Source organism: Kitasatospora sp. NPDC043950 (genome assembly GCF_056435345.1).
Genome location: NZ_JBWKER010000009.1, coordinates 153999 through 178050, shown reverse-complemented (window position 1 = coordinate 178050; position 24052 = coordinate 153999). Strand labels below are relative to the sequence as shown.

Here is a 24052-nt window from a genome sequence, read left to right as displayed (position 1 = left end):
CTGATCCACCCCGAAGGGCTTCACCGTTCGACTTGCATGTGTTAAGCACGCCGCCAGCGTTCGTCCTGAGCCAGGATCAAACTCTCCGTGAATGTCTACCCGCAGTGCTTAATTAAAAGCGTCGGGCGGCACCCGCGTTGAGCGGCACGGCAACCACCGGAATAGGGCGGTCCCGCGCACTGCGTCCTCGCTAGTGTTTTACTTCAAAAGGAATCTCCAACCCCGATCAAACGATCGAGGCCGGGGATGTCAACATATCTGGCGTTGACTTTTGGCACGCTGTTGAGTTCTCAAGGAACGGACACTTCCTTCGGACCGCCTTCCAGCGGGCCCTCCGGGCGCTTCGTTCTTTCGTGTTTCAAGCTTATCAGATGTTTTCCGCTCCGTTTTCCGGAGTTTCATTCATCGGAATTCGCTTTCCGCTTGCCCCCGCTCTCTCGCGGCGACTCCGGAACTGTACGGGGACAGGACCGCCACATGCAAATCGCCCCCGCCCGGGGTCCCGGGCAGGGGCGATCCGATGTTCAGGCGCCGTCAGACGCGGCCCATCTCCTCGGCGATGGCCGCCACGAAGCCGTCGATGTCGGCCTCCGTGGTGTCGTACGAGCACATCCAGCGCACCTCGCCGGTGTGCTCGTTCCAGAAGTAGAAGCGGTAGTGCTTCTGAAGCCGCTCGCTCACCTCGCGCGGGAGGATCGCGAACACCGCGTTCGCCTGGACCGGGCGCACGATCTCGACGCCGTCGATCCCGCGAACGGCCGCCTCCAGCCGGCTGGCCATCGCATTGGCGTGCCCGGCATTGCGCAGATAGAGGTCGCCGGAGAGCAGCGCCTCGAACTGGACGGAGAGGAAGCGCATCTTCGAGGCGAGCTGCATCGAGGTCTTGCGCAGGAACTTGATGTTCCGCACCCGCTCGGGGTTGAGCACCACCACGACCTCGCCGAACAGCAGGCCGTTCTTCGTACCGCCGAAGGACAGCACGTCGACGCCCACGTCCGTGGTGAAGGCGCGCAGCGGCAGGCCGAGCGCTGCGGCGGCGTTGGCCAGGCGGGAGCCGTCGACGTGGACGAGCATGCCGAGCTGGTGGGCGTGCTCGGTGATCGCACGGATCTCGTCGGCGGTGTAGAGGGTGCCGAGCTCGGTGCTCTGGGTGATGGAGACCGCGAGCGGCTGCGCGCGGTGCTCGTCGCCGAAGCCCCAGGCCTGCTGGTCGAGCAGCTCGGGGGTGAGCTTGCCGTCCGGGGTGGGGACGGTGAGCAGCTTGATGCCGCCCATCTTCTCCGGGGCGCCGCCCTCGTCCACGTTGATGTGGGCGGATTCGGCGGCGACCACGGCACCCCAGCGCGGGAGCAGCGCCTGGAGGGCGACCACGTTGGCGCCGGTGCCGTTGAAGACGGGGTGGGCCTCGGCCTTGTCGCCGAAGTGGCGGCGGAAGACGTCCTGGAGGTGGGCCGTGTAGTCGTCCTCGCCGTAGGCGATCTGGTGGCCGCCGTTGGCGAGGGCTATCGCGGCGAGGATCTCCGGGTGCACGCCGGCGTAGTTGTCGCTGGCGAAGCCGCGGACGGCGGGGTCGTGCCGCCGTACCGCGTCCGTACGGGTGAGGTCGGTCATCGGGCTGTCAGCCACAGGTGCTGTCCGTTCAGTTCTGCTGCGGGGCGGTCCCAGAGGCCCGCCAGGTGTCCGGCGAGGTCGGCGGTGTCGGTGAAGCCGGCGAACTTCGCCTCCGGCTTCTCGGCCCGCATTTCGGGGCTGACCAGCGCCTTGATGACCAGGATCGCAGCCGCTGCGGTGGGCTCGCCGTCGGGGGCGGTGGTCTCCTTCTTGAAGGAGTCCGCCATGGCGAGGGTCCAGGCCTCGGTGGCAGCCTTGGCGGCCGCGTAGGCGGCGCCGCCGGCGGTGGGCTTGTGCGCGGCGGCGGCGGAGATCATCGCGTAGCGGCCGGCGGAGCTGCGGACCAGGGCGGGCTGGAAGGCCAGCGAGGTGTGCTGGAGGGTGCGCACGACGGTGTCGTGCAGGAAGTCCCAGTCGTCCAGGCGGGTGTCGAAGAAGGTCTTGCTGCCGCGCCAGCCGCCGACCAGGTGGAACAGACCGTCGACATGGCCGTGCTCGGCCTCCAGGTGGTCGGCCCAGTCGTGGACCTCCTGCGGGTCGAGCAGGTCGATCACCTGTCCGCTGACCTTGGCCCCGCGCACGGCGATGCGGGTGGCGTCCAGCGCGGATTCGAGGCGCTGGGCGTCGATGTCGGCACCGATCACGGTGGCGCCGTCGGCGGTGAGGCGGCGCAGCACCGCCTGGCCGGCCGGGCCGCTGGCTCCGGCGACGGCGATGACCTTGCCGGTCAGCGGGGACTTGGTGGTCGTGGTCACGCGGCGGCTCCCTGGATACCGGTGCCGGTGATGCCGGCGGTGGCGGCGATGACGCCGCCGAGCTTCTTGGACAGGGCCTCGTAGAACATGCTCAGCGGGAACTCGTCCGGGAGCACCGCGTCGCACAGCGCCTTGTTGAGGGCCTTGCCATCGGTGATGTCGAGCGGCAGCGCCTCGGAGCCCTTCGCCCAGGTGGAGGCGGGGTGCGGGGTGAGGTAGCGGGAGACCAGCTGGTAGGCGGCGATCCAGTGGGCCGGCTTGGGCCGGTCGATGCCGTCGCGGTAGAGGGTCTCGATCTCGGCGCAGAGCGCGTTGGTGACCTGCGGGGCCCGGTCCCAGTCGATGCTGAGGCGGTTGTCGCGCCAGCGCAGCGCGTCGTGCTTGTGCAGGTAGGCGAAGAGCAACTGGCCGCCCATGCCGTCGTAGTTGCGGACGCGGTCGCCGCTGACCGGGAAGCGGAACAGGCGGTCGAAGAGGATCGCGTACTGGACGTCGCGGGCGTGCGTGTTGCCCTCGGCCTCCAGTTTCACCGCCTCCTTGAAGGTGGTGAGGTCGCAGCGGAGCTCCTCCAGGCCGTACATCCAGAACGGGCTGCGCTGCTTGATCATGAAGGGGTCGAACGGCAGGTCGCCGTGGCTGTGGGTGCGGTCGTGGACGAGGTCCCACAGGACGAAGGTCTCCTGCGCGCGGTCCTGGTCCTTGAGCAGGCCCTCGGCGTCGGCCGGGATCTCCAGGCCGAGCTGCTCGACGGCGCTGGTGGTGACGGCGCGGAAGCGGGCGGCCTCGCGGTCGCAGAAGATGCCGCCCCAGGTGAAACGTTCCGGCGCCTTGCGCACGGCCACCGTCTCGGGGAAGAGGACGGCGGAGTTGGTGTCGTAGCCGGCCGTGAAGTCGGTGAAGGTGATCGGCACGAACATCGGGTTGTCGAAGCGGGTCCGCTCCAGCTCGGCCAGCCAGTCGGGCCACACGACGCTCAGCAGGACGGCTTCCAGGTTGCGGTCCGGGTTGCCGTTCTGCGTGTACATCGGGAAGACGACGAGGTGCTCCAGGCCGTCCTCGCGCTGGTCGGCGGGGTGGAAGGCGAGCAGCGAGTCCAGGAAGTCGGGCTCCCGGTAGCCGGTGTCGGCCCACTTGGCCAGGTCCGCGTCGACGGCGGCCAGGTAGGCGGCGTCGTGCGGGAACAGCGGGGCGAGCTCCTCGACGGCGCCGCGGACAGTGGCCAGCAGCGGGTCGACGGTGTGCCGCTGGACGGCGGACAGGTCGATCGAACCGTCCTTGGACTGCAGCGGGCGCAGCGTCTCGACGGCCTCCTTCAGGCGCAGCCAGGCCGGGTGGCCGGCGAGGGTCGAGACCGGGGCGTCGGCCGCCGCAGCGAGCCTTGGCGAAAGATTCTGCATCGGGGACTCACTTCGACAGGAGTTATTTCAACGGAGACACCATAAGTACGAAAGGTTCTCCTGTTCAAGGGGGTCGCGACCGACAAAGCTTCGGCGTGGCTCCGCCGAGACCCTGGTGGGGCCACGGGGCGCGGGCCCGTCGGCCGGGCGTCCGCCATGTGGACAGGGATCTGGATGTTCTGGACAGACGCACTGTCGGAATGCGAACCTCCCGCCATGCTCCCGGCGGTGATCACGGTGACCGAGTGCCACATCGGCCTTTTCCGGGCGCCCTCTTGTTGTCACGCCTGCTGTCGCGTGCGCGGCCTCTGCCGCCGCTGTCGCTGATCCGGCTCGGAGGGCGCCGCGGACGCGGGCCCGTACGCCGACCATGCCGTGTGTGTTCCGGCGCCGCCACCGGGGGGAAGTGACCCGCCGGGCCCGCGGCCGGCCCCGGCCCGCCCGTCGCCTCCCCTGTCCCCCCCCCCCCCCGGCCCCTGCCTCCTCCCTGTCCCGCCCGGCCCTTCCTCACTGGAGCCCTGCCATGACCATCCGCAAGCCGTCCGCCGCACTGCCCCTCGCCGCACTGCTCGCCGTGGCCGCCGCGCTGACCGCGTGCGCGCCGCAGGACGCCAAGTCAGACGGGGCCGCCGCCTCGGGCTCCTCGGGTGCGGCCGGTACCGCCGCGGGCTGCGCGCCGGGAGCGCTGGCGACCCGGACGGCGGGGACGCTGACCGTCGGCACCGACAAGCCCGCGTACGACCCGTGGTTCACCGAGGACAAGCCGGAGAACGGCAAGGGGTTCGAGTCCGCCGTGGCCTTCGCGGTGGCGGAGAAGCTGGGCTACCCCAAGGAGAAGGTCAGCTGGGTGGTCGCGCCGTTCGGCAAGGCCACCTCGCCCGGGGCCAAGGACTTCGACTTCGACGTCAACCAGGTGTCCATCAGTGACGAGCGCAAGCAGGCCGTCGACTTCTCCTCCGGCTACTACGACGTGCGCCAGGCCGTGATCGCGCTGAAGAACTCCAAGGCGGCGGGCGCGAAGAGCATCGCCGACCTGAAGGGCGCCAAGCTGGGCGCACAGGTCGGCACCACCAGCCTCGACACCATCACCGACACGATCAAGCCGAGCGTCCAGCCGGCCGTGTTCGACTCCAACGACCTCGCGAAGGCCGCGCTGAAGAACGGCCAGGTCGAGGCGCTCGTGGTGGATCTGCCGACGGCCTTCTACATCACCGGCGCCGAGGTGCCGGAGGCGCAGGTGGTCGGCCAGTTCGCGGGGGCCACGCAGGGCGAACAGTTCGGCCTGGTGCTGGACAAGGGCTCGAAGCTGACCGGCTGCGTGTCGCAGGCGGTGGACGCGCTGCGCTCCGACGGCACGCTCGCGAGGCTGGAGAAGCAGTGGCTCTCCGACGCCGTCTCGGCACCGGTGCTCAAGTGAGCGGCGACGCGGTGGCGGCCGGTCCGGCGTCGGTCGCCAAGGGCCGGGACGGGAAGGGCCGCGCCGGGAAGGGGCTCGAAGGGGGTGACCTCGACGGGGAGGGCCTCGACGGCGGCGGGGGCAAGGGGGACGACGACGGCTACCGTCCGTCCGAACGGCGGCTGGCGCACGAGGCGTACCGGCGCGGCCGGGCCCGCCGGTCGGCGCTGATGGCCGCCGGGTCGACCCTGGCGACGGCGGTCGCGCTCTACCTGCTGGTCGTCAACTCCCCCGGCTGGGAGGTGACTCGGAAGACCTTCTTCAACGCCGACTACGCCCGCCAGGCGCTGCCCGAGGTACTGAAGGGGCTGCGGCTCAACCTGGAGCTGATGCTCGGCTGCGGCGCCCTGATCCTGGTGTTCGGCCTGCTGCTCGCGGTGCTGCGGACGCTGCGCGGGCCGGTGTTCCTGCCGGTGCGGCTGCTGGCCACCGCGTACGTGGACTTCTTCCTCGGGCTGCCGATGATCATCTGCCTGCTGGTGATGATCACCGGGGTGCCGGCGCTGCGGCTCGGCGGGGTGACCACCGATCCGCTGGTGCTCGGCGGGGCGGCGCTGGTGCTGACGTACTCCGCCTACGTGTCGGAGGTGTTCCGCTCCGGCATCGAGTCGGTGCACCCCAGCCAGCGGGCCGCGGCCCGGTCGCTCGGGCTCACCAACGCGCAGGCGATGCGGTACGTGGTGCTCCCGCAGGCCGTGCGGCGGGTGGTGCCGCCGCTGCTGAACAACCTGGTCAGCCTGCAGAAGGACACCGGGCTGGTGTCGATCGGCGGGGCGATCGACGCGGTGTACGCGGCCAAGATCATCGCGGCCCGGTCGTTCAACTTCACGCCGTACCTGGTGGCGGGACTGGTGTTCATCGTGCTGACCATTCCGCTGACGCGGTTCGCCGACTGGCTGACCGCACGGACGAACCGTCGGCAGTTCCAGGGAGGTGCGGTGTGAGCGGGGACGTGCTCCGACTGGAGTCCGTGCGCAAGACCTTCGGCGGCCAGGTGGTGCTGCGCGACGTGGGGTTCGCGGTGCCCGAACACTCGGTGACGGCACTGATCGGGGCGTCCGGCTCCGGCAAGTCCACGCTGATGCGGTGCGTCAACCTGCTGGAGGGGATCGACGACGGGGCGGTCTTCCTGGACGGGGAGGAGATCACCGACCCGCGCGCGGACCAGGACGCCGTCCGCCGCCGGATCGGCGTGGTGTTCCAGTCCTACAACCTGTTCCCGCACCTGACCGTGCTGGAGAACATCACGCTCGCCCCCCGCCGGGTGCACGGACGGGGGCGGGCCGAGGCTGAGGCGGAGGCGCTGGGGCTGCTCGACCGGCTGGGGCTGGCGGCCAAGGCGAAGGAGTACCCGGACCGGCTCTCCGGAGGACAGCAGCAGCGCGTCGCCATCGTGCGGGCGCTGGCCACCGGGCCCCGGCTGCTGCTGCTCGACGAGATCACCGCGGCGCTCGACCCGGTCCTGGTCGGGGAGGTGCTCTCGGTGGTGCGCGACCTCAAGGAGCAGGGCATGACGATGGTCCTGTCCACCCACGAGATGGGGTTCGCGCGCGAGGTGGCCGACCAGGTCTGCTTCCTGGACGACGGGGTGGTGCTCGAACAGGGGCCGCCGGAGCAGGTGTTCGGCGATCCGCGGGAGGAGCGGACGCGACGGTTCCTCAGCCGGGTCGTCGCCTCGGGGCGGCTCGCGGGCTGAGCACCGGCCGGGGCGGCGGAGCGTGTGCCCGGTGGCCGCACACCGGGGGCACCACTGTGCGCCCCGGTGCGCGCCCTGCCCGCGCCCCGGCCACAGCGGTGATCGTGGACTGGACGACCGTCCAGACCGCGGTCGGCGGGCGACGGTGTGGCGGGCCGCACCGCACCGCCGCCGGCCGCCCGCCCTCTCCGCCCCGGGAGGCCGCCGTTGCACGGACCCTCGCTGATCAGCTGGCTGCTCGCGCTCCTCACCGCCACCGCCGGCGCCTACTGTCTCACCCGGCTGCGCCACTCCCCCTGCGCCGCCGACACCACTCACCACTTCGGCGCCCGCCGCCTGCTCGCCCGGGAGTCCGACGCCGCCGAGGCCCTGATGGGGCTCGGCATGGCCGCCATGGCCGTGACCGGCGGCGCCGTCCCGGCCACCGTCTGGGCCTGGGTGTTCGGTCTCCCCGCCACCACCTTCCTGCTCGCCGCCGTACGCGCCCCGGCCCGCCGGGCACACCGGCTGCACCACGCGATCGGTGCGCTCGCCATGACGTACATGGCGCTCGCGATGACCGCCACCCCCGGCCATCACCACCACGCCGCCGACGCCGGCACGCCGCTGCTGACCGGCTCCCTCCTGCTCTACTTCGGCGGCTACTCCCTGTGGGCCGGCACCCGGCTCCTGCACACGGCCTCCGGGACCGTGGCACTCGGCACCGCCGGCCTGCCCCGGGCCTGCCGGCTCACGATGGGCATCGGCATGTTCGCCATGCTCCTGACCATGTGAGCCCGGATCGATCCAAGAGCCCATCCCTGACGTGGCGTTGGTCACTGGCCGGTCGAAAGCCGTTCCTCCGGACGTCATCAGCGCATAGGTTGGCAGGGAGCGCGTTGTCGCGTTCCGTGCGTACTCGGGGAGCCCATGCGATGACTGCCCTGATCGGCCTGCTGCTGCTCGGACTGCTGCTCTCGACCGTCGCGCCCCGGCTGCTGGCCCGGGCCCGCTGGGCGGAGCGCGAACCGGTGCTGGCGCTGCTGGCGTGGCAGTGCCTGGTGGTGGCCGTGCTGCTGTGCTGCGTCCTGGGCCTGCTGCTGGCCGCCTCCGCCGCGCTGCCCGAACTGCGCGCCCTGGTGTTCTCGGGCGCCCCGCACGGCGTCGAGGCCGCGTACGGCCTCCAGGACGCCGAGGGCTGGGGCCGACTGTGCGCCGCGGTGCTGGCGGCGGGCGGCCTGCAGACGGTGCTGGCGCTCACCCGCGAAGTCCGTTCCGCGAAGGCGATCCGCGACCACCGACATGCTCAACTCACGGTCCGTGCTCCGGAGTTGCCCGAGGCCATCGCGTCCGCCCGCAGTCGCCGGGAGCGGCTGGTGGTGCTGGAGAACGTCCGCCCGGAGGCGTGGTCGCTGCCCGGCCCGGACTCCCGCCTGGTGGTCACCACCGGCGCCCTCCAACAGCTGACCGACCGGGAGTTGGCCGCCGTCCTGAGCCACGAGCGCGGGCACGTCCGGGCCCGGCACCACTGGCTCCAGCAGTGCGCACAGGCGCTCGCCTCCGGCTTCCCCGGGGTCGGCGTGTTCAGTGCCTTCCGGGCCCAGGTGGAGGAGCTGGTGGAGCTGGCGGCCGACGACCGGGCGGCGCGCCGGCACGGCCGGCACACCACCGCCCTCGCGCTGGCCGAACTCAACCTGGACCGCGGGGTGTTCGGCTCCTGCCCGCCTGGTCTGGCGCAGTCCCCGCGGCGGGTGGACCGGCTGCTCGCGGGCCGTCCTCGGCTGTCCGTCCCGCACCGGCTGCGGCTCACCGTCGTCGCCCTCGCCGCACCTGCCGCGGCCGTCCTGCTGGCCGTCGCCCCGGGGCTGACCTCGCTCCTCTGAGAAGGCCCGCACCCCTTCGGAAAGGTCCGATCCGGGCGTCGGCCCACCGAGTTGACACCAGGTCAGCTTGCCGGCGGCTCGCCCAGCGGCCCGAGCGGAGCGCCGAGGGTCAGTTCGAGCACCTCGCGATGGAGCGGCCTGGCCTGCTCGTACCGCTCCCGACCGGTCCCGGTCAGGGTGATCACGATGGCCCGCCGGTCGCTCTCGCACATCGCCCGGGTGACCAGCCCGCCCTTCTCCAAGCGTGCGATCACCCGGGACAGCGCGCTCTGGCTGAGGTGGACGGTGTGGGCCAGCTCCTGCGCCCGCAGCGCATGACCGCCGCCCTGGCACCCCTCCACCAGGCGCTCCAGCACCTCGAACTCGCTCACGCCCAGTCCGCACTTGTCACCCAGCTCGCGATCGAGCATGCAGGCCGTGGCGGCATGCCGGGCCAGCAGGTCGCGCCATTGCGCGACGAGACCGGCCTCCGCCGGGGAGTCGAGATCAGCCACGGTGCCAGCCTAGCACGTGCGCCGTAAAATTATGTGTTCACATCTTATTCATTTGCATTGAATGCACGTGCATGTACTGTCCTCCCCATGACCACCGCGACCGCCACGTCACCCGACGCCCCGTCAACCAGCGGGCTGAGCTGGACACCCCGCCTCTGGGGCACCCTGATCGTGCTCTGCGCCGCCATGTTCCTGGACGCCCTGGACGTCTCCATGGTCGGCGTCGCCCTCCCGTCCATCGGCTCCGAGCTGCACCTCTCCACCTCCGCCCTGCAATGGGTGGTCTCCGGCTACGTGCTCGGCTACGGCGGCCTGCTGCTGCTCGGCGGCCGCGCCGCCGACCTGCTCGGCCGCCGCCGGGTCTTCCTCGTCGCCCTGGGCGTCTTCGCCGCCGCCTCGCTGCTCGGCGGCCTGGTCGACGACGGCGGGCTGCTGATCGCCGCCCGCTTCCTCAAGGGCGTCAGCGCCGCCTTCACCGCCCCCGCCGGCCTGTCGATCATCACCACGACCTTCGCCCAGGGCCCCGCCCGCAACCGGGCGCTGTCGATCTACACCACCTGCGGCGCCAGTGGCTTCTCGCTCGGCCTGGTGCTCAGCGGGCTGCTCACCTCGGTCGGCTGGCGCTGGACGTTCCTGATGCCCGTTCCGGTCGCACTGCTCGCCCTGCTCTTCGCGGTCCGGCTGCTCCCCCGCCCCGCCGAGGAGCGCGCCAAGGGCGGCTACGACGTGCTGGGTGCGATCACCGGCACCGCGACCGTGCTGCTGCTGGTGTTCACCGTCACCGAGGCGCAGGGCGTCGGCTGGCTGAGCCTGCGCACCGTCGGCTCGCTGGTCGTGGTCGCCGCACTGGCCGCCGCCTTCCTGCTGGTGGAGAGCCGCACCGCCCACCCGCTGGTCCGACTCGGCATCTTCCGCAACGGCTCGGTCGCCCGGGCCAACGTGATCGCCTTCGCCATGGCCGGCGCGTACGGCGGGTTCCAGTTCGTCGTCACGCTCTACCTGCAGCACCTGCTGGGCTGGTCGGCGCTGCAGATGGCCCTCGGGCTGCTGCCGGCCGGCGCGTTCATCGCGCTCTCGGCACCGTTCATGGGCCCGATCGTGGACCGCTTCGGCACCGGCAGGCTGCTGCCGATCGGCCTGCTGGCCCTGGTCGGCGCGTTCGCACTGTTCCTGCGGCTGGACGAGCACAGCTCGTACCTGGGTCTGGTCCTGCCCTCGATGCTGCTGCTCGGCGTGGGCTTCGCGCTGGCCTTCCCCTCGGTGAACATCGCCGCCACCGACGGCGTGGGCGACGAGGAGCAGGGTCTGGCCTCCGGCCTGGTCAACACCGCGATCCAGGTCGGCACCGCGGTGGTCCTGGCCGGCGCGACCGCGATGATCGCCGCCGGCAGTGCCGGCGGCGACAGCCCGCAGGCGCAGCTGGACGGCTACCGGCCGGCCCTGGTGTTCGTCACGGCGGTCGCGCTGTTCGGCCTGCTGATCGCCGCGGTGGGCGCCCTGGTCGACCGGCGGCGGACGTCAGCTCCCGCGCCGGTGCGGGACTACGATTACCCCCCGGTCGGGTCGAGCACGGCGCGGACCGAAGTCCTGACCAACCGCTGACCGTCGACCGCCGCCCGGGGCCGGCCCCCCGGCCCCCGCCGTCGGACAATGGCGCCGGCTCCACCAAACCCCCGTTTTGGTGGAGCCGGCCGTCTTCTGTACCGGGCGCCCGAGCGGCGCCCACCGGCGCGCGGTTTCACGGTGCGACTACCGGCTCCGCCAGTATATTGGCCCGGAGCCAACGAACGTTCGGAGCAGACACGATGGCACCTCGCGGGGATTCGGTCAATGAGGAGATGCGGCAACGCTCCCGTCTGCGCATCATGCGAGCCACCGTCGAACTGGTCGACCGGCACGGATACGCGGGCACCACGCTGACCGACATCGCCGAGCGGGCCGGGCTCGCGCGCGGGCTGCTCTCCTACTACTTCGACGGGAAACGGCTGCTGATGCAGTCGGCGACGCACCGGATGATGCACCAGTCGCTCTCCGGCGCGCTCGCCGAGCTGACCCCGGACGCCACGCCGGCGGCCCGGCTGGCCCGCGCGATCGACGCGGTCCTCACCCTCGCCCTGGAGCATCCGCGGGTGATGCGCTCGCACCTCGCGCTGATCCTGGACCCGGACTCCGGCGCCTTCGTCCAGGACCCGGAGCAGCAGCAGCTCGGCGCGATCCTCCAAGGCCTGCTGCTCGACTGGGGCGCACCGGACCCGGCCGCCGAGCACGCGGTGCTGCGCAGCGCGCTGATGGGCGGCTGCATCGGGGTGCTGCTGCCGGGCGCCGAACTCCCGCTGGCACTGATCCGGGCCGACCTGTTCCGCCGCTACGACCTGCCCTGGGAACTGGGCACCCCGCCGCAGGCACTGCCGCCGGAACGCGAACGGCCGCCGGCCCGCGGCTGACGGCGGGTGGACGGCGGCTCGGTGTCCGGGCGACCGATCGCGGGAGCCGGACCCGTACGCTCTGCCGGGAGTTCCTCTCAGCGCTCCTTGAGGATCGACGCCAGCAGGTCCACGGTCCGCTCCGGCGTGAGGCTGTCCACGCAGAGCCGCTCCATGACCTGGATGTACGCGTCGACGTCGTCCCGCTTGTCGAGGTACAGCGCGCTGGTGAGCTGCTCCAGGTAGACGACATCCGCGAGGTCCTGTTCAGGGAAGCGCAGGATCGTGAACGCCCCGGACTCCCCCGCGTGCGCGCCGAATCGGAACGGCATCACCTGGATCACGACGTTGGCCTGCTCGGCGACGTCGATCAGGTACTGCACCTGGCCGCGCATCACCTTGGGCCCGCCGACGGGGCGGCGCAGCGCGGCCTCGTCGATCACGGCCCACAGTCGCGGGCTGGCGCCCTCGGTCAGCAGCTTCTGGCGACGCAGGCGGAGGCTGACCCGCCGCTCGATCTCCTCCTCGCTGACGACCGGCCGACTCTGGCCGAAAACCGCCCGTGCGTACTCCTCGGACTGCAGCAGTCCGGGGATGAACTGCACCTCGTAGGTGCGGATCAGCTGGGCGGCCTCCTCCAGGCCGACGTAGGTCTGGAACCAGCCCGGCAGCACGTCGTTGAAGCTGTGCCACCAGCCGGACTTGTTGGCCTCGCGGACCAGCCCGAGCAGTGCCTCCCGCTCCAGGCCGTCGTCCACGCCGTAGAGGCTGAGCAGGTCGGCGACGTCGCGCTCCTTGAAGCTGACGCGGCCGAGTTCCATGCGGCTGATCTTGGACTCCGAGGCCCTGATCGCGTAGCCGGCGTCCTCGCGCGTGATGCCGCGCGTCTCACGCAGGCGACGCAGCTGAGAACCGAGGAGGATCCGGCGGACCATCGAGCCGCCGCCCGGCTGAACTGTGGTCATGCGGTCGAAACCTCCACCTAGGGCAAACAGCGCACAGTCTGCCATCAGTTGAGCGCTCACGGTGCCGATACTGACGGATGTTCCTATCAGTTCCACACTCCACACACCAGGATGCACGTGCATCCGGCGCTTGCATATGCCAATAGTGCGACTGCACGTGAATCGACTCTTGCATCTGCAGTGAGCGCACACCACCATGGTGCACGTGCACCTGCACATCCCTGGCATTCCCGCGGGCTCCGCGTCGACCCCACGCGCGACTCCGTGCACCGACCCGGCAGCGTTCCCCCGCGCCACCGGGGGTTCGTGTGCGCGCGCGCTGGTCGAGGGGGCGGCCGAGCGGCCGAGCGAGTCGGAGGTGACCGGCATGACCCCGGCGGGTCCAGCCGTGTCCGCCCCCTTATGGGAGGAGCTCTTCATGAGCACCGGTACGGCTTTGGCGGTTGACCCCCATGTGGTCACCTGTACGCTCGCTCCTCGCTTCGAAGCCGTCAGAACCGCGCGCGACTTCGCCAGAACCTCTCTTCAGCGCTGGGGCCTGATGGAGCTGTTCGACGACGTCGCGCTGGTGGCCTCGGAGCTGGTGACCAACGCACTGCGGCATGCGATCGGCGCACGGCCCGACCCTGCGGGTGGCGTCCAGGGCGAGTACGACTTTCCCATACAGCCGACCCCTGAGGGCCGGCTGCCGATCCGAATAAGCCTGGTCCACCGCTCCCCCCAGGTGGTCTGCGCGGTGAGCGACCCGAGCTGCATCGGCCCGGTCGCCCGGGAGGCGGACTTCGTCGCCGAGTCCGGCCGCGGACTGCACCTGGTGGAGTCCTTCAGCCGCTCCTGGGGTTGGCACCCGCTGGGCAGCGGCAAGGTGGTCTGGGCCCTGTTCGAGGCGGAGCCGGCCACCGGTTCCGAACTCGGTGGACGGCACCGGCGCTCGGCCTAGCGCCAGGCGGCGCGCGGCCGGCCGAGGGAGGCCCCGGGAGGACCGCACCCCGGGCTCCGCGGAGCGGATCGACGGGCCTGGCACAGGTGCGCCACGGGCTCCGGCCCAGCCCTCAGGGCGATTCCCGCGACGATTCCCGGGCCTGTCTCCCGGACGAGCCGGCCGGACCGACGGCCGGGCACCCCGGCGGCCCGACTCCCGTCCACGTCCGGGCCCCCAGCCGTGCGCGGGACCACCCGCCACACCTGCGCGCGGTCGGCCGCGAGAACGGCCGCCACGAGAGCGCCCGCCACGAGAGCGCCCGTCATGTGGCCCCGGACCGGCCCCGGACAAGACAAAGGCCGTCGCGGTGTCAGCACCCACGACGGCCCCCCGATGGCAGGACGGCGGCCGGTCAGACCGCCAGGTGGTCGAACTCCCCGTCCTTGGCCCCCAGCAGCAGGGCGGCGATCTCGGCCCGGGTGTAGATGAGCGCCGGACCTTCCGGGAAGCGCGAGTTGCGCATCGCCACATCGCCCCCCGGCAGGGCCGCGAACTCGACGCAGTTCCCCTGGGAGTTGCTGTGCAGGCTCTTCTGCCAGACAACCCCCTTGAGGTCGGCGGCCGCCATCCCGTTGTAGGTGTCGTACGAGCCGTACGTGTCCTGCGAGTCGTGCATAGAAATCTCCCGAAGAGCTCCGGAGTGGTCGTCCAGCGCGGCGCTCCCGGCACCCGCCGAACGAACGGACCGGCCCCGTACCGGCCCGGCACAACGCCTCACTTGACGCGATGATAGCTGCTGTGCACGTGCATCAGCACGGGACATTGCAGGTGCACGAGGCCTTTCACCGGCAGTTCTGAACTCTTCACGGACCCTTCTCCTGACGGTACGTAAACGGACATAGCCGAGTGAATCGCCAGATTCTCGATAACCGGCCGTGAGCGATTCCCCGCTGAATGTTGATCTTCAGACGCCCGGAGTCGCGCCTTCGTGACCCTCCGTCAGGCGACCTCCCGGCTGTGAGACATCTCACGCGCCACAGAAGCAACTCGACGCCCCGTCGGACACGTCAGGGCAACCAGCGGTGATCGCTCGAAGGCTGGGTGAGATATGTCCGGATTGCGGGCAAACCGCCCGGACGGACACGACGGGAGCGCGGCGCACCCGCCATGACCACGTGAAACTCGAACGGCAGCCGAATGCAGGCCTGACGGGCCGATGTCCTACGATCTCCGGCATGAGCACCGCAGCCATCCCGGGCGCGCCACTGCCCGTCCGCACTCCAGGCTCCCGTGCGCGGGGGCGCCACCGTCGCCCCGAGCGCCCCGAGATCCCGGCCGGATCCCCGGCCCTGGTGCTCGCCGTGCCCGCGACCGCCGGGCCCGAGTCCCGCTCGGTCGTCGAGGAGCTGCTGTCGATCGTCCGCAGCGAGCAGGGCGACATCCAGACCGCCGTCGGCTACCTCCCGGGCGAAGCCGCCCAGGGCGCCGACAGCGACGACCGCACCGTCGCCGAACTGCTGGCCATGGCCGCCGAGGCCGGCCTGCCCGCGCCGGTCCTGGTGCCGCTGGTACCCGGCCCGCACGGATTCCTGACCGAACTCCACGCCCTCGCCGCCGAGTACGGAGCCCCCGTCACCGACGTGCTCGGCCCGCACCCGCTGCTCGCCGAGGCCGTGCACGTGCGCCTGTCCGAGGCCGGCCTGGCGCGTGCCGACCGGGCCCGGCTGTTCGCCATCGCGACCGCCGCGGACGGCGTCGTGCTGACCACCGTCGGCGGCGAGGAGGCCGCTGCCGCTGCCGGCATCACCGGTGTCCTGCTGGCGGCCCGGCTGGCCGTCCCGGTCGTGCCCGCCGCGCTCGACGTGCCGGGCTCGGTCGCCGCGGCCGTCAACCACCTCAAGGAGACCGGCTCCCAGCGCCCGGCGCTGGCCCCGCTGGTGATCGGGCCGGAGGCCGACTCCGAGCTGCTCGCCACGGCCGCCGAGGAGACCGGCTGCCCGTCCGCGGCGCCGCTGGGCGCCTACCCGACGGTCGGCCAGCTGATCGCCTCCACCTACCTGGCCGCGCTGCCGGCGCCCTCCCCCGAGGCCCTGACGCGGGCCGAGGCCGAGGCGGCGGAGGCCGCCGAGGGCACCCACGCCGACCACTCCGGCCGGGGTGGTCGCGCCGCTCACGCCGCTCACGCCGCCGCCGAGGAGTCGGCCGGCCAGTAGTAGCGGTCACCGCACGTGTGAAGGGCCCGGAACGGCTACGTTCCGGGCCCTTCCCGCTTGTCCCGTAAGGGAGTTAAAGGACGAATAGGTGTGATGTCCGTTCTATCCGCATTTGTTCACCATCGCTCGACGCACCCCCCGACGGCCACAGTGCGGACACGCCGCTCTCCCGGCGGGCAGGCCCCCGGGCGACCCGACCCACCGTCACCCGCCTCCTGAAACGCAGACAGTTGCGCGCACCCTTCGCGGCGTTGCCGGAAATCGGTCATTTCCGATCATGACAAGTGAGGGGAACGACCGTTCTCGCCAAACCGTGATGCGCGTCACAGGTGTTTGCAGTTTGAACTTAAGTCTGCTTAACGTGCTCCCCGTTCGTGGCCACACGAACCCAGTTCATCCGCGACGCCGAGTCCTGCCGTCGGATGTCCTGGCAGCGCGAAAACGCACCACGGCAGGAGCGGGGGACCCACAGGTAAGTCGCCCCGGACCGTTCCCCGGAACGATCCAGGGCTAGGGGTGAAGCCGCGCCCACAGCGCGGCCGGGCAACTCCAGCCCGAATCCGACAGCTCACCTCGCAGGCGTGGGAGAGGACTGCGTCTTCATGCTGCCCACCAACGGCACCCGTCTGTCCAGTCGTACCCGACGCGTGATCGCCGCCGTCGGCGTCGCGGGCGTCGGCCTCACCATCCCCTGCCTCACCTCCGGCACCGCCTCCGCCGCCTCCGTCGCCACCTGGGACAAGGTCGCCCAGTGCGAGAGCACCGGCAACTGGAGCATCAACACCGGCAACGGCTTCTACGGCGGCCTGCAGTTCACCTCCAGCACCTGGGCCGCCTTCGGCGGCACCGCCTACGCCCCCCAGGCCAACCAGGCCACCAAGGACCAGCAGATCGCCGTCGCCGAGAAGGTCCTCGCCTCGCAGGGCCCCGGCGCCTGGCCGGTGTGCTCGGTCCAGGCCGGCCTGACCAAGGGCGGCACCCCGGCCGCCGTCGACACCTCGGCCGGCTCGACCACCGGCTCGGCTGCCGGTTCGACCGCCACCAAGCCCGCCGCGAAGCCGGCCGCCCCGGCCGCCAAGCCCGCGCAGACCCAGACCCCGGCCCCGGCCGCGAAGCCCGCCAAGCCGGCCGCACCGGCCCAGGACCAGGCGCAGGCCCCCGCCGACTCCACCAACGGCACCTCGGCCCAGAAGGGCCAGAGCCAGGCCCGGAACAGCGCCCAGCCCCAGGCCGACGACTACACCGTCGCCTCCGGCGACTGGCTGTCCTCGATCGCCGACAAGCACAACCTCCAGGGCGGCTGGCAGCGGCTGTACGAACTCAACCGCGGCACCCTGACCGAGGGCCCGGACTCCATCTACCCGGGCCAGCGCCTCTCGTTCAAGGACGGCGGCCAGGCCCAGCAGTCGGCTCAGGCCGACCGGTCCGGCTCCGGCTCGTCGGCCACGTCCGGCTCGGACTTCACCTGGTTCGACCGCTCGCAGAAGTCCGGCCAGACCTCCAACGGCGCTGTCGCGAGCGCCAAGCCGGCCGCCCAGCCCCAGGCCCCGGCCACCAAGCCGGCCTCCAAGCCGGCCTCCAAGCCGGCCTCCAAGCCGGCCGCCCAGGCTCAGACCCCGGCTCAGACCCCGGCCGCCACCGGCAGCATGGCCGCCGCGGTCTCCTTCGCCCAGTCGAAGGTCGGCCAGGCGTACGTCTACGGCGGTACCGGCAACGGCGGCTGGGACTGCTCCGGCCTGACCCAGGCCGCGCTGCGCGCCGCGGGCGTCTCCGTCCCGCGCGTCGCCGCCGACCAGGCCGCCGCCAGCACCCGCGTCTCGCTGGACAGCCTGCAGGCGGGCGACCTGCTGTTCTGGTCCAACAACGGCCAGAACTCCGGCGTCTACCACGTCGCGATCTACATCGGCGGCGGCCAGTACGTCGAGGCCGCCAACCCGAGCTCGGGCGTGCGCCTGCAGACCGTCGCCAACTGGGCGCCGGACTTCGCCGGCCGGGTCTGAGCACGACCGACGGGTGACAGCCGACAACTGACGGCTGACCCGGCACCCGGGCGGCACACAACGGGCCCCGGAGAGCAACTGCTCTCCGGGGCCCGTCCGTTGACCGTCCTCAGCGCGCGCAGGCCCCCGTGGACCCACGCATGACCAGCTCCGGCTGGAACATGAACTCCCCGCGCTGGACGGCGTTTCCGCCGACCTCCTCCAGCAGCGCGTCCACCGCCGCGGTCGCCATCGCCTCGACCGGCTGGCGGATCGTGGTCAGCGGCGGCTCGGTGAAGGCGATCAGCGGCGAGTCGTCGAAGCCGACCACCGAGACGTCGTGCGGCACCGACAGCCCACGCTGCCGCACCGCCCGGATCGCCCCGAGCGCCATCATGTCGCTGCCGCAGACGATCGCCGTGCAGCCCTTGTCCAGCAGCGCGCCGGCCGCCGCGTGCCCGCCCTCCACGCTGAACAGCGTGTGGTGGACGAGTTCCTCGGCCTCCTCCTGGCTCCGTCCCAGCACCTCGCGCATCGCCGCCGTGAAGCCCTCGATCTTGCGCAGCACCGGCACGTACCGCCGCTGCCCGACCGCCAGCCCGATCCGCTCGTGCCCGAGTTCGGCCAGGTGCTGGACGGCCATCCACATCGCGGCCCGGTCGTCCGGCGAGATGAACGGCGCGTCGATCCGCTCGCTGTAGCCGTTGATCAGCACGAACGGCACCCCTCGCCCGGTCAGCCGGGCGTAGCGGTCGTGGTCGGCGGTGGAGTCGGCGTGCAGCCCGGAGACGAAGACGATGCCCGCCACGCCCCGGTCGACCAGCATCTCGACCAGTTCGTCCTCGGTGGACCCGCCCGGTGTCTGGGTGCACAGCACCGGGGTGTACCCGTGCCGGCTGAGCACCTGCTCGATCACCTGGGCCAGTGCGGGGAAGATCGGGTTGCTCAGCTCCGGCGTGATCAGCCCGATCAGGCCGGCGCTGCGCTGGCGCAGTCGGGTCGGCCGCTCGTAGCCGAGCACGTCGAGCGCCGCCAGCACGGTCTGCCGGGTGGCGGCGGAGACGTTCGCCTTGCCGTTGAGTACGCGGGAGACGGTGGCTTCGCTGACCCCCGCCTGCGCCGCGATGTCTGAGAGTCGCGCCGTAGTCACGGTCCCAGAGCCTATTGCAACCACGTCAGACCGCCCACCAGCCGGTGCTGTCCGGCGCGAGCACCGTCTCGCTGCCGTCGACCACCAGCTCCACCGAGGAGAGCAGCAGCTTTCCGGGCGCCGCTATCCGGACCGGCTCGTCCGTGGCGTTGACGGTGCAGACGAAGGAGCCGCGGCGGAACGTCAGGGTCCCCTCGGAGCCCTCCAGCCACTCCACGGCCGTCCCGGCGCCGAGGTCGTCCTGGGAGCGGCGGACGGCGAGCGCGCTGCGGTACAGCTCCAGGGTGGACGCCGGGTCGCCGGTCTGCGCCTCGACGCTCAGCTCGGCCCACTCGGCCGGCTGCGGCAGCCAGGACGGCCCGCCGGCGACCGGGCCGAAGCCGTACGGGGCCTCGGTGCCGGACCACGGGATCGGGACGCGGCAGCCGTCGCGGTAGCCGTCCTGCCCGGCCTTGCGGAAGAACGACGGGTCCTGGCGGACCTCGTCCGGCAGGTCGGTGACGTCCGGCAGACCGAGTTCCTCGCCCTGGTAGATGTACGCGGAGCCGGGCAGCGCGAGCATCAGCAGGGTGGCGGCGCGGGCGCGGCGCAGGCCGAGCTCGCGGTCGCCGGGCGTGCGGATCTGGGTGCCGAGGCCGGGCGGGTTGGCGAAGCGGGTGGCGTGCCGGGTGACGTCGTGGTTGGACAGCACCCAGGTGGTCGGGGCGTCGACCGGGCGCATCGAGTCGAGCGAGACGTCGATCACCTCGCGCAGTGCGGCGGCGTCCCAACCGGTGCCCAGGTACTGGAAGTTGAAGGCCTGGTGCAGCTCATCGGGGCGCACGTAGTTGGCGGTGCGCTGGACGGTCGGGGTCCAGGCCTCGGCGACGCCGATCCGCTGGCCCGGGTACTCGTCGAGGATCTTGCGCCAGCTGCGGTAGATCTCGTGCACGCCGTCCTGGTCGAAGAACGGCATGACGTCGTTGCCGAGCAGCTTGAGCTGGTCGGAGCCGCCGAGGTCGGGCAGGCCGGGGGCCTTCACCAGGCCGTGGGCGACGTCGATGCGGAAGCCGTCGACACCCATGTCGAGCCAGAACCGCAGGATCGAGCGGAACTCGTCGGCGACGGCCCGGTTCTCCCAGTTGAAGTCGGGCTGCTCGGGGGCGAACAGGTGCAGGTACCAGTCGCCGGGGGTGCCGTCCGGGTTCTCGCTGCGCGTCCAGGCCGGGCCGCCGAAGATGGACTCCCAGTCGTTGGGCGGCAGTTCGCCGTTCTCGCCCTTGCCGGGGCGGAAGTGGTACCGCTCGCGCAGCGGGGACTCGGGGCCCTCGCGCAGGGCGCGCTGGAACCACTCGTGCTGGTCCGAGGAGTGGTTCGGGACGAGGTCGACGATGATCCGCAGCCCCAGCTGGTGGGCGTCCCGGATGAGCGCGTCGGCGTCCAGCAGGCTGCCGAACATCGGGTCCACGGCGCGGTAGTCGGCGACGTCGTAGCCCGCGTCCGCCTGCGGCGAGGCGTAGAACGGCGACAGCCAGACCGCGTCCACGCCGAGGTCGCGCAGGTACGGCAGGCGGCTGCGGATGCCGGGCAGGTCACCCATGCCGTCGCCGTTGGAGTCGGCGAAGCTGCGCGGGTACACCTGGTAGATGACCGCGTCCCGCCACCAGCCTCTGGACGCGCCGCCAGTCGCAGGAGCCGGGGTGACCGCCTCGTGGGCGGCGGCGTCGGCGGCAGGCCGGGAGGTGTCGGCCAGGTTCTGGGTCATGGACGGTATCCCTTGGGGACTAGAGGAGCGAGGAGCGTTACGACTTGGAGGCACCGGCGGTCAGACCGGTGACCAGGTGGCGCTGCACCAGGTAGAAGAAGGCTGCCGACGGGATCGCGATCAGCACGGCGGTCGCGGCCATCAGGTTCCACTGGGCGTCGTGCTCGCTGACGAAGGTCTGCAGGCCCACGGCCAGCGTGTACTTGTCGGAGCTGAGCATGAAGGTGGAGGCGAACGGCACCTCGGCCCAGTATGTGAGGAAGGAGTAGAAGGCGGCCACCGCCAGGCCCGGGCGGGCGAGCGGCAGCACCAGCCGCCAGAAGGTGCCGAACGGGCTGAGCCCGTCGACCCGGCCGGCCTCGTCGATCTCCACCGGGATGGTGTCGAAGTAGCCCTTCAGCAGCCACGCGCAGTACGGCACGGTGGTGGTCGAGTAGACCAGGATCAGGCCCAGGTAGCTGTCCAGCAGGCCGAGGTCGGAGAGCATCGTGTACATCGGCACGATCAGCACCGCGATCGGGAACATCTGGGTGACCAGCAGCGACCACATCAGCGGCCGGTGGCCGGGGAAGCGCATCCGGGAGACGGCGTAGCCGGTGGTGGCGGCGACCAGGACGCCGAACACGGTGGTGACGCCGGAGACCAGCAGGGCGTTGCCGAACCAGGTGAAGAAGTCCGTGTCGAACAGCACGTGGTGGTAGTTCGACAGCGTGAGCTTGTCGAGGATCGCGCCGGGGTGGAGGTAGTCGGTCTTGTCCGGGCCGAGCGAGACGAAGAGGATCCACGCCACCGGGAACAGCGCGATCAGGCCGGCCACGATCAGGGTGCCGTGGGACAGCGCCCTGGCCAGCAGGCTGCTCTCACCGCGCCGGCGGACCTTGGCCGGCCGGGCGGCCGGGGCCACGGTCGTCGCGGGGGTGGGGAGTTCGGTGGTGGTGCTCATCGGGGGTACCTGCCTTCGTGGGTCAACTGGGTCCGGGGCCTCAGCCGTTGGCCTGCTCGTTGCGGGCGAGCCAGCGCCGGTAGAAGGCGGTGAAGACGATCAGGATGGACAGCAGGATCACGCCGTAGGCGGCGGACTGCGCGTAGTCCCGGGGGATCTGGCCGAAGCCGAGCCGGTAGGCCCAGGTGACCAGCAGTTGGGCGTCGGGCGCACCGGTGCCGAAGAGCAGGAAGATGACGTTGAACTGGTTGAACGTCCAGATCACGCCGAGCAGGACGACGGTGGAGGAGACGGCCCGCAGCCCGGGCAGGGTGACGTACCGGAAGCGCTGCCACGGCGTGGCGCCGTCCATCTCGGCGGCCTCGTACAGCTCGGCCGGGATCGACTGCAGGCCGCCGAGCAGCGAGATCATCATGAACGGCACGCCGGCCCAGGTGTTGACCAGGATCGCGGCGGACTTCTGCGCCCACGGGTCGGTGAGCCAACCGGGTTCGGGCAGGTGGAGGAAGGAGAGCATGCTGTTGACGACACCGCCGTCGGACAGCATCAGTCGCCAGGAGAAGACGGTGACGAAGGTCGGCACGGCCCAGGGCAGGATGAGCAGCATCCGGTAGACGGCGCGGCCGCGCAGCTTCTTGTTGAGCAGCAGGGCGAGGCCCAGGCCGAGGGTGTAGTGCAGGAGGACGCAGATGGCCGTCCAGGCGATGGTCCAGACGAAGTGGGACCAGAAGCGGTCGTACGAGCCGGGGCCCCACAGGATGTCGGCGTAGTTGTGGAAGCCGACGAAGTTGTAGCTGGCCGGGATCTCGTTGACGCCGATCTTGCGGGCGACGTTGAGGCTGTTGGCGTCGGTCAGGGTGAGCCAGAGGCCCTGGACCAGCGGGTAGAGCACCAGCGCACCGAGGACCAGCACCACGGGGGCGATCATCGCGTAGGCGTACCAGTGCTTGGCGTAGGAGCGCTTGACGCGTTCCAGCAGGCCCGGACGCTGCTCGCGCTCCGGGCTGCCCTTGCCGGTGGCGCCCTGCACGGCGACTGACATCGATTGACACCTTCTCGGGGGGAAGTCTCGGGGAGAGCGGGTCCGGCCGCCGGGCCCGCCGGGTGGCCGCCGCCGCGAGAGCGGCGGCGGCCCGGACGGCCGACGGCGACTACTTGGCGAAGCCCGGCAGCAGCTTGGCGTAGTCGGTGGCGACGGTGTTCAGCGCGTCCTGGGTGCCGGTGCCCTGGACGGCCTTGCCCAGGTTGGTGCCGAGCGAGGAGAACAGCGAGCTGTACTCGGGCAGTTCGGGGCGCGGCTTGGCGCTGCCGAGGACGGCCTGGAAGCCGGCGATGCCGGGGTCGGCCTTGACGTCGGCGGTGAAGGCGTCGGAGCGGGTCGGCAGGGTGGAGTTCTTCTGCGCGATGAACGCCTGGCTCTCCGCCGAGGTCATGAAGGCGGCGAACTTCTCGGCGGCGGCCTTGTGGGCCTGGTCGGCACCGGCGTAGACGGAGATGTTGTGCCCGCCGGTGGGCGCACCGGACTTGCCGCTGGAGCCCGCCGGGACGGGCGCGATGCCGAGGTTGTTCTTGTCGGCGAACGCGGCGCCCTTGTAGATGTTGGTGATCTCCCACGGGCCCTGGACGATGGCCGCGACCTTGCCGTTGTTGAAGGCGTCCATCATGTGCGCGTAGGCGTCGGTGGTGACGTCGGCCTTGGCCATGCCGGGCGCGGTGAACATCGTCTTGTAGGTCTCGATGGCCTTGACGGCCTCCGGCGAGGTGACGGTGATCTTCTTGCCGGCGGCGTCGACGGTGTCGGTGCCCTCGCCGAACAGGAACGGCATCGCGTAGTAGCCGTCCGCGGCCTTCAGCCAGAAGCCGTCGACACCGGCCTTGTCCTTGAGCGCGGCGGCGTCGGTCTTCAGCTCGTCCCAGGTCTTGGGGGCGTCGGTGATGCCGGCCTTGGCGAACAGCTCCTTGTTGTAGAGCAGGCCCAGGGTGTCGGTGACCAGCGGCACGCCGTACAGCTTGCCGTCGAACTTGGCCTGCTGGATCAGGCTGGGCTGGAAGGCGGAGGTGTCGGCGACGGCCGGGGTGCCGTCGAGCGGCTCCAGGTAGCCGGCCTTGGCGAAGGCGGCGGTCCAGCCGACCTCGGAGCGGAACACGTCCGGAGCGCCCTTGGCCCCCATGGCGGTCTGGAGCTTGTTCTGCGCCTGGTCGAACGGGACGTTGACGAAGTCGACCTTGACGTTCGGGTTGGCGGCCTCGAACTTCTTGACCAGCTCCTGGTAGTTCGGCGCCTCGTTGGTGGCGTTCGAGGTGTCCCAGTAGGTGAGGGTGACCGGCCCGTCGGCCTTGCCGTTTGAGCTGGAGCCGCTGCTGCCACAGGCAGCCATCGAGACCGCGAGGGCCACAACGAGGGCAGAGGCCGCGATGCCACGCCGCATGAGAACTCCTTGG

General features: G+C 71.3%; 21 protein-coding genes, 1 rRNA gene and 1 riboswitch. Of the genes, 10 read left to right on the top strand and 12 right to left on the bottom strand.

Annotated features, from left to right (window positions below; genetic code table 11):
* From AC07BF_RS09070 to AC07BF_RS09055, 4 genes are all read right to left on the bottom strand, one after another.
* A 16S ribosomal RNA gene (locus tag AC07BF_RS09070) occupies positions 1-92 on the bottom strand; the annotation flags it as partial.
* A 442-nt stretch (positions 93-534) separates the two neighbouring features.
* Entirely contained in the window at positions 535-1611 is a 1077-nt protein-coding gene (locus AC07BF_RS09065; RefSeq protein ID WP_363585907.1) for a threonine aldolase family protein, read from the bottom strand.
* Positions 1608-2366: an SDR family NAD(P)-dependent oxidoreductase gene (locus AC07BF_RS09060; protein ID WP_350875646.1), complete on the bottom strand. Its 759-nt coding sequence runs from the start codon at positions 2364-2366 to the stop codon at positions 1608-1610. Before AC07BF_RS09060 ends, AC07BF_RS09065 begins: the two co-directional genes overlap by 4 nt.
* Positions 2363-3763 (bottom strand): DUF6421 family protein, encoded by a 1401-nt coding sequence (locus AC07BF_RS09055; RefSeq protein WP_478333120.1) that lies wholly within the window; start codon positions 3761-3763, stop codon positions 2363-2365. The genes AC07BF_RS09060 and AC07BF_RS09055 overlap by 4 nt, the downstream gene beginning before the upstream one ends.
* Positions 3764-4286: 523 nt before the next feature.
* Here AC07BF_RS09055 and AC07BF_RS09050 point away from each other — a divergent pair.
* The 5 genes from AC07BF_RS09050 to AC07BF_RS09030 all read left to right on the top strand — a co-directional run bounded on the left by AC07BF_RS09050 (position 4287) and on the right by AC07BF_RS09030 (position 8777).
* On the top strand, positions 4287-5180 hold the full coding sequence (locus AC07BF_RS09050) for an ABC transporter substrate-binding protein (protein ID WP_478316515.1): 894 nt from the start codon (positions 4287-4289) through the stop codon (positions 5178-5180).
* 161 nt (positions 5181-5341) lie between these two features.
* Positions 5342-6163 (top strand): amino acid ABC transporter permease, encoded by an 822-nt coding sequence (locus AC07BF_RS09045; RefSeq protein ID WP_350875703.1) that lies wholly within the window; start codon positions 5342-5344, stop codon positions 6161-6163.
* Positions 6160-6915 (top strand): amino acid ABC transporter ATP-binding protein, encoded by a 756-nt coding sequence (locus AC07BF_RS09040; RefSeq protein WP_063350137.1) that lies wholly within the window; start codon positions 6160-6162, stop codon positions 6913-6915. Before AC07BF_RS09045 ends, AC07BF_RS09040 begins: the two co-directional genes overlap by 4 nt.
* Before the next feature lie 207 nt (positions 6916-7122).
* On the top strand, positions 7123-7689 hold the full coding sequence (locus AC07BF_RS09035) for a DUF5134 domain-containing protein (RefSeq protein ID WP_478316517.1): 567 nt from the start codon (positions 7123-7125) through the stop codon (positions 7687-7689).
* 140 nt (positions 7690-7829) lie between these two features.
* Positions 7830-8777, top strand: coding sequence for a M56 family metallopeptidase (locus AC07BF_RS09030; RefSeq protein WP_363585899.1), 948 nt, complete (start codon positions 7830-7832; stop codon positions 8775-8777).
* Positions 8778-8839: 62 nt separating this feature from the next.
* Here the strand turns inward: AC07BF_RS09030 and AC07BF_RS09025 are convergent, their stop codons facing one another.
* Entirely contained in the window at positions 8840-9271 is a 432-nt protein-coding gene (locus tag AC07BF_RS09025; RefSeq protein ID WP_363585898.1) for a MarR family winged helix-turn-helix transcriptional regulator, read from the bottom strand.
* Between the two features lie 87 nt (positions 9272-9358).
* Between AC07BF_RS09025 and AC07BF_RS09020 the strand changes: the two genes are divergently transcribed.
* Positions 9359-10873, top strand: a complete 1515-nt coding sequence (locus AC07BF_RS09020) for an MFS transporter (RefSeq protein ID WP_363585897.1) — start codon at positions 9359-9361, stop codon at positions 10871-10873.
* A 263-nt stretch (positions 10874-11136) separates the two neighbouring features.
* Positions 11137-11715, top strand: a complete 579-nt coding sequence (locus AC07BF_RS09015) for a TetR/AcrR family transcriptional regulator (RefSeq protein ID WP_244293512.1) — start codon at positions 11137-11139, stop codon at positions 11713-11715.
* 77 nt (positions 11716-11792) lie between these two features.
* On the opposite strand, the gene AC07BF_RS09010 is transcribed toward AC07BF_RS09015, so the two are convergent.
* The gene (locus AC07BF_RS09010; protein WP_063350131.1) at positions 11793-12659 is read right to left on the bottom strand and encodes a helix-turn-helix domain-containing protein; all 867 of its coding nucleotides are present in this window, start codon (positions 12657-12659) and stop codon (positions 11793-11795) included.
* Positions 12660-13077: 418 nt separating this feature from the next.
* Between AC07BF_RS09010 and AC07BF_RS09005 the strand changes: the two genes are divergently transcribed.
* A complete protein-coding gene (locus AC07BF_RS09005; protein WP_363585896.1) occupies positions 13078-13599 on the top strand; it encodes an ATP-binding protein in 522 nt (173 codons plus the stop codon).
* A 394-nt stretch (positions 13600-13993) separates the two neighbouring features.
* Here AC07BF_RS09005 and AC07BF_RS09000 read toward each other — a convergent pair whose 3' ends face one another.
* The gene (locus AC07BF_RS09000) at positions 13994-14257 is read right to left on the bottom strand and encodes a DUF397 domain-containing protein (RefSeq protein WP_363585895.1); all 264 of its coding nucleotides are present in this window, start codon (positions 14255-14257) and stop codon (positions 13994-13996) included.
* A 559-nt stretch (positions 14258-14816) separates the two neighbouring features.
* Here AC07BF_RS09000 and AC07BF_RS08995 point away from each other — a divergent pair.
* Both AC07BF_RS08995 and AC07BF_RS08990 read left to right on the top strand, forming a co-directional pair.
* Complete coding sequence (locus tag AC07BF_RS08995; protein WP_363585894.1) at positions 14817-15794, top strand: hypothetical protein; 978 nt, start codon at positions 14817-14819, stop codon at positions 15792-15794.
* A 424-nt stretch (positions 15795-16218) separates the two neighbouring features.
* A riboswitch (cyclic di-AMP (ydaO/yuaA leader) is annotated at positions 16219-16389 on the top strand.
* Positions 16376-17794 carry a transglycosylase family protein gene (locus AC07BF_RS08990; RefSeq protein ID WP_478333119.1) on the top strand — a complete coding sequence of 473 codons (1419 nt, stop codon included), beginning with the start codon at positions 16376-16378 and terminating at the stop codon, positions 17792-17794. Its footprint overlaps the riboswitch before it by 14 nt.
* Before the next feature lie 109 nt (positions 17795-17903).
* Here the strand turns inward: AC07BF_RS08990 and AC07BF_RS08985 are convergent, their stop codons facing one another.
* The 5 genes from AC07BF_RS08985 to AC07BF_RS08965 all read right to left on the bottom strand — a co-directional run bounded on the left by AC07BF_RS08985 (position 17904) and on the right by AC07BF_RS08965 (position 24039).
* Positions 17904-18923, bottom strand: coding sequence for a LacI family DNA-binding transcriptional regulator (locus tag AC07BF_RS08985; protein ID WP_208869121.1), 1020 nt, complete (start codon positions 18921-18923; stop codon positions 17904-17906).
* 25 nt (positions 18924-18948) lie between these two features.
* Positions 18949-20667 carry a glycoside hydrolase family 13 protein gene (locus tag AC07BF_RS08980; RefSeq protein WP_478333118.1) on the bottom strand — a complete coding sequence of 573 codons (1719 nt, stop codon included), beginning with the start codon at positions 20665-20667 and terminating at the stop codon, positions 18949-18951.
* A 37-nt stretch (positions 20668-20704) separates the two neighbouring features.
* Positions 20705-21610 carry a sugar ABC transporter permease gene (locus tag AC07BF_RS08975; protein WP_363585891.1) on the bottom strand — a complete coding sequence of 302 codons (906 nt, stop codon included), beginning with the start codon at positions 21608-21610 and terminating at the stop codon, positions 20705-20707.
* A 40-nt stretch (positions 21611-21650) separates the two neighbouring features.
* Positions 21651-22652, bottom strand: a complete 1002-nt coding sequence (locus tag AC07BF_RS08970; protein ID WP_363585890.1) for a carbohydrate ABC transporter permease — start codon at positions 22650-22652, stop codon at positions 21651-21653.
* 109 nt (positions 22653-22761) lie between these two features.
* Complete coding sequence (locus AC07BF_RS08965) at positions 22762-24039, bottom strand: extracellular solute-binding protein (RefSeq protein ID WP_063350123.1); 1278 nt, start codon at positions 24037-24039, stop codon at positions 22762-22764.
* Positions 24040-24052 lie beyond the last annotated feature (13 nt).

Coding starts and splice junctions, on each gene's coding strand:
- AC07BF_RS09065 (WP_363585907.1), bottom strand. CDS start 1,611: ATGACCGACCTCACCCGTACGGACGCGGTACGGCGGCACGACCCCGCC.
- AC07BF_RS09055 (WP_478333120.1), bottom strand. CDS start 3,763: ATGCAGAATCTTTCGCCAAGGCTCGCTGCGGCGGCCGACGCCCCGGTC.
- AC07BF_RS09050 (WP_478316515.1), top strand. CDS start 4,287: ATGACCATCCGCAAGCCGTCCGCCGCACTGCCCCTCGCCGCACTGCTC.
- AC07BF_RS09030 (WP_363585899.1), top strand. CDS start 7,830: ATGACTGCCCTGATCGGCCTGCTGCTGCTCGGACTGCTGCTCTCGACC.
- AC07BF_RS09020 (WP_363585897.1), top strand. CDS start 9,359: ATGACCACCGCGACCGCCACGTCACCCGACGCCCCGTCAACCAGCGGG.
- AC07BF_RS09015 (WP_244293512.1), top strand. CDS start 11,137: ATGCGAGCCACCGTCGAACTGGTCGACCGGCACGGATACGCGGGCACC.
- AC07BF_RS09010 (WP_063350131.1), bottom strand. CDS start 12,659: ATGACCACAGTTCAGCCGGGCGGCGGCTCGATGGTCCGCCGGATCCTC.
- AC07BF_RS09005 (WP_363585896.1), top strand. CDS start 13,078: ATGAGCACCGGTACGGCTTTGGCGGTTGACCCCCATGTGGTCACCTGT.
- AC07BF_RS09000 (WP_363585895.1), bottom strand. CDS start 14,257: ATGCACGACTCGCAGGACACGTACGGCTCGTACGACACCTACAACGGG.
- AC07BF_RS08995 (WP_363585894.1), top strand. CDS start 14,817: ATGAGCACCGCAGCCATCCCGGGCGCGCCACTGCCCGTCCGCACTCCA.
- AC07BF_RS08980 (WP_478333118.1), bottom strand. CDS start 20,667: ATGACCCAGAACCTGGCCGACACCTCCCGGCCTGCCGCCGACGCCGCC.
- AC07BF_RS08975 (WP_363585891.1), bottom strand. CDS start 21,610: ATGAGCACCACCACCGAACTCCCCACCCCCGCGACGACCGTGGCCCCG.
- AC07BF_RS08970 (WP_363585890.1), bottom strand. CDS start 22,652: ATGTCAGTCGCCGTGCAGGGCGCCACCGGCAAGGGCAGCCCGGAGCGC.
- AC07BF_RS08965 (WP_063350123.1), bottom strand. CDS start 24,039: ATGCGGCGTGGCATCGCGGCCTCTGCCCTCGTTGTGGCCCTCGCGGTC.